We start from the raw sequence: 2,887 nt of genomic DNA, 5'->3' as shown, positions 1-2,887 counted from the left end.
CTGTGTAGCAAAAATTGTTACATCAATTGTATTAGAATGTTGCGAGCCGTATAGTGGCACTGAAAATTTTGGTGAACACCTTATAAATAAAAGGCTAGAAACTGTATTTCAGTATTGCATTCTGTCTTTGTTGTTAACGGAATTATTACATTTAACTGCGCGATATCGGGCTTTTTATGTTAAAATAATGTTAACTTTTATGGGTTTTACAACCAAAATTCATTTATAACTATAAATGCTCAATGGAGCTGAGTGAGCAAGCCCGTGAAAGAAAGAAAGTCAAGACCTGTTAATTTAGATTTACAGACCATTCACTTTCCGATCAGTGCGATTGCATCCATCCTACACCGAGTGTCTGGGGTGATGATGTTCGTTGCGGTCGGAATTTTGCTGTGGTTACTCTCCCTCTCGTTAAGTTCTCCGGTAGGTTTTATGGAAGCCAGCAACATTGTGAATGGCTTTTTCGCAAAATTTATTTTATGGGGAATTTTAACAGCGCTGTCTTACCACATTGCAGGTGGTATACGCCATTTGCTGATGGACCTGGGCCACTTTGAAGAGTTGGAGTCAGGGGCTATGAGTGCCAAAGTCGCCTTCATCGCAACAGCAGTGCTTTCAGTTTTAGCGGGAGTATTGGTATGGTAAAACATGTTTCTTCTTTTGGTCGTAACGGAGTGCATGATTATCTGCTGATCCGTGCTTCTGCGATCATTATGACTCTTTATACTATCTACCTAGTCAGCTTCTGTGCTTTCTCTGGTGATATCTCCTATGTTTCATGGACACAGTTTTTTGGTGGAACCTTTACCAAAGTCTTCACAATGCTGGCGTTAGTCTCTGTCCTTATCCATGGTTGGATCGGTTTATGGCAAGTATTAACGGATTACATTAAGTGTTCTAAATCGCGTGGTGGCCTGCAATTGGTCGTTATCGCAGTGCTCTTTGGATACTTCTTCTCTGGCTTATTTGTATTGTGGGGTGCGTAAGTGACTATTCCAGTTCGTGAATTTGATGCCGTAGTGATCGGCGCTGGTGGTGCTGGCATGCGTGCAGCACTGCAAATTTCAGAGCAAGGTTTATCCTGTGCTCTGCTTTCTAAAGTTTTTCCAACACGTTCTCACACGGTTTCGGCTCAAGGTGGTATTACCGTTGCGTTAGGCAACGCGCATGAGGACCACTGGGAACAACATATGTATGACACGGTGAAGGGCTCCGACTATATCGGTGACCAAGATGCTATCGAGTACATGTGTAAGAATGGTCCAGAGTCGGTGATTGAACTAGAGAAAATGGGTTTGCCTTTTTCTCGTTTTGACAATGGCACCATTTATCAGCGCCCATTTGGTGGTCAATCCAAAAATTTTGGCGGTGAACAAGCGGCTCGAACCGCTGCTGCCGCTGACCGTACTGGTCACGCACTACTTCATACCTTGTATCAACAAAACATTAAATATAAGACCACTATTTTCTCTGAGTGGTACGCACTTGATTTAGTGAAAAATGAAGAGGGTGCAGTACTTGGCTGTACCGCCTTGTGTATGGAAACAGGCGAAGTTTGTTATTTCAAATCTAAAGCCACAGTATTAGCGACTGGCGGAGCTGGTCGTATCTATGCTTCAACCACCAACGCGCACATCAATACGGGTGATGGCGTGGGCATGGCTATCCGCGCTGGCGTCCCGATGCAAGATATCGAAATGTGGCAATTCCACCCAACAGGGATTGCTGGTGCTGGCGTTCTTGTGACGGAAGGGTGTCGTGGTGAAGGTGGCTATCTTTTAAATAAAGATGGTGAACGTTTCATGGAACGTTATGCACCAAACGCGAAGGATTTGGCTGGTCGCGATGTAGTAGCCCGCTCAATGATGATTGAGATCCGTGAAGGTCGTGGTTGCGATGGTCCATGGGGTCCGCATATCAAGCTTAAACTGGATCACCTTGGCAAAGAAACTCTGGAATCTCGTCTGCCGGGCGTATGTGAGTTGTCACGTACGTTTGCTCACGTCGATCCAGTTAAAGAACCGATTCCAGTGATCCCAACTTGCCACTACATGATGGGAGGAGTACCGACTCAAGTTTCAGGTCAGGCGATTAAGCAAGATGCTAAAGGCGCTGATGTGGAAGTTCAAGGTTTGTTTGCGTGTGGTGAAATTGCATCAGTATCGGTGCATGGCGCGAACCGTTTGGGTGGTAACTCTCTACTGGATTTAGTGGTCTTTGGCCGAGCAACAGGCTTGCATTTGGGCGAAACGTTGAAAAAGCAAGCGGACGCAAAACCTGCCACAGAAGCGGACATTGAAAAATCGCTAGAACGTTACAACCGCTGGGAAAACAGTACAGGTGGTGAAGATCCCGCGCAAATTCGTAAAGATCTGCAACGTTGTATGCAAAATAACTTCTCGGTGTTCCGTGAAGGTGAAGCGATGGCTAAAGGTCTTGAAGAGCTTAAAGTGATTCGTGAACGTTTGAAGAACGCACATCTTTCAGACAAGTCAACCGAGTTCAACACTCAACGGATCGAGTGTTTAGAGCTGGAAAACTTGATGGAAACAGCATTTGCTACCGCGGTTGCTGCAAATTATCGTACCGAAAGCCGTGGAGCCCACGCTCGCTTTGACTATCCTGAACGCGATGATGCTAATTGGTTATGCCATTCAATTTACAACCCTGAGACTGAAAGCATGTCGAAGCGTAGCGTAAATATGGAACCAATTTATCGTGAAGCGTTTCCGCCTAAAGCGCGCACATACTAAGGAGAAGGCACTATTATGAAATTGAAATTCTCTTTGTATCGCTATAATCCGGATGTCGATCAAAAGCCTTACATGAAGGATTATCTGCTTGAAGTCGAAGAGGGCTCTGACATGATGTTGTTGGATGCACTCAT

General features: G+C 45.1%; 3 protein-coding genes and 1 pseudogene. All 4 read left to right on the top strand.

The features are described from left to right. Positions 1 to 252 precede the first annotated feature (252 nt). Positions 253 to 645 carry a succinate dehydrogenase cytochrome b556 subunit gene (gene sdhC / locus AACQ17_RS08185; RefSeq protein WP_010318676.1) on the top strand — a complete coding sequence of 131 codons (393 nt, stop codon included), beginning with the start codon at positions 253 to 255 and terminating at the stop codon, positions 643 to 645. Then, positions 639 to 986, top strand: coding sequence for a succinate dehydrogenase, hydrophobic membrane anchor protein (gene sdhD / locus AACQ17_RS08180; RefSeq protein WP_094147947.1), 348 nt, complete (start codon positions 639 to 641; stop codon positions 984 to 986). Before sdhC ends, sdhD begins: the two co-directional genes overlap by 7 nt. Beyond that, positions 987 to 2,753 (top strand): succinate dehydrogenase flavoprotein subunit, encoded by a 1,767-nt coding sequence (gene sdhA / locus AACQ17_RS08175; protein WP_013856347.1) that lies wholly within the window; start codon positions 987 to 989, stop codon positions 2,751 to 2,753. It abuts the gene before it with no gap. A 15-nt stretch (positions 2,754 to 2,768) separates the two neighbouring features. Then, a pseudogene (sdhB, locus tag AACQ17_RS08170) lies at positions 2,769 to 2,887 on the top strand (succinate dehydrogenase iron-sulfur subunit); the annotation flags it as partial.

It is taken from the genome of Vibrio sp. V10_P2A27P122 (assembly GCF_963874335.1).
Lineage (GTDB): Bacteria > Pseudomonadota > Gammaproteobacteria > Enterobacterales > Vibrionaceae > Vibrio > Vibrio anguillarum.
This window is presented reverse-complemented; position numbering and strand designations above follow the sequence as displayed.

Coding starts and splice junctions, on each gene's coding strand:
- sdhD (WP_094147947.1), top strand. CDS start 639: ATGGTAAAACATGTTTCTTCTTTTGGTCGTAACGGAGTGCATGATTAT.